We start from the raw sequence: 1,596 nt of genomic DNA on the forward strand, positions 1-1,596 counted from the left end.
CTTGCAGATTGTTATAACCCTTTATCACCTCTGGATGGTCTCTATCATAAAGCTTTAGATTGATATCGATAAATTTGCTGATATACTCAGCCGCTAGTTCTAAATTTCCTTGGCCTTTGTAGATCATTCCTAGGTTACTATAATCTCTTGCCACCGCAGGATGATTTTCTCCATAAAGTTTAAGATCAATTGCGAGCGCTTTATTGCTATACACCGCTGCTTTCTCTAAATTGCTTTTATTGTGATAAATTGCTCCTAGGTTGTTATAGTCTCTTGCTATTGCAGGATGATTTTCACCATAAACCTTAAGATCGATAGTGAGCGCTGTGATGCTATACTCAACTGCCTTATCTAAATTGCCTTGGTCTAGGTATATTGTTCCTAGGTTATTGTAATCCCTTGCCACGGTGGGATGATTTTCACCATAAACCGCAAGGTCGATAATAAGCGCTTTTCTACTATATTCAGCTGCTTTTTCTAAATTACCCTGGGCTTTAAAGATTAATCCTAGGTTGTTATAGCAAATTGCTAGTGTAAGATGATTTTCACCATAAAGTTTAAGGTAAATGGTGAGTGCTTTGGTGCTATGCTCTGCTGCTTTCTCTGTATTGCCTTGGTCTTGATAGATTTGTCCTAAATTACTGTAATCTCTCGCCGCCTTGGGATGATTTTCACCAAAACACTTAAAATTAATGCTAAGCGCTTTAGTACTGTAATCTATCGCTTTGTCTAAATTACCTTGGTTTTGGTAAATTGTTCCTAAGTTGCTGTAGCAATCTGCCATTTCGGGATGATTTTCGCCGTAAAGCTTAAGATCAATGGCAAGCGCTTTGTTGTAATGCTCCACGGCTTTATCTAAGCTGCCTTGGTCTTGATAGATTTGCCCTAGACTCCTGTAATCAATTGCCACCCGGGGATGGTTTTTACCAAAATGCTTAAGGTTGATCTTAAGCGCTTTAGTGCTATACTCTGCTGCTTTGTCTAAATTACCTTGGGCTTTATAAATTTGTCCTAGGTTATGGTAACTAATTGCCACTGTGGGATGATTTTCACTATAAACCTTAAGATCTATGTTAAGCGCTTTGGTGCTATACTCTGCCGCCATATTTAAATTGCCCAGGTGTCGGTAAATTTCTCCTAAATTATTGTAATCTCTTGCCACTGTGGGATGATTTTCACTATAAACCTTAAGATCTATGTTAAGCGCTTTGGTGCTATACTCTGTCGCTTTGTCTAAATTCCCTTGTTCTAGGTAAATTTGTCCTAAATTGTTATATAGATTAGCTATCGCAGGGTGGATCTCTCGATAAAGATCAAGGTTAATAGAAAGCGCTTGCTTGCAGTATTCTATAGCTTTGTCTAAATTGCCCTGCTCTTTGCAGATTTGTCCCAGATTGTTATAATTTCCTGCTACGGTAGGATGACTTTCTCCATAAAGTTTAGCATCAATATTAAGCGCTTTAATGCAATATTCTGTTGCCTTGTCTAAATTGCCTTGGGCTTGATAAATTTGTCCCAGATTGTTATAATTTGTTGCTACGATAGGATGGCTTTCTCCGTAAAGTTTAACGTCAACGTTAAGCGCTTTAATGCAAT

At 38.1% G+C, this 1,596-nt stretch carries 1 protein-coding gene; it reads right to left on the bottom strand.

Annotation, left to right across the window (positions count from 1 at the left end; genetic code table 11):
- On the bottom strand, positions 1-1,596 hold a 1,596-nt coding region (locus tag DB41_RS02955; RefSeq protein WP_039384105.1), incomplete at both ends, for a lipopolysaccharide assembly protein LapB.

Source organism: Neochlamydia sp. TUME1 (assembly GCF_000813645.1).
Taxonomy (GTDB): Bacteria; Chlamydiota; Chlamydiia; order Chlamydiales; family Parachlamydiaceae; genus Neochlamydia.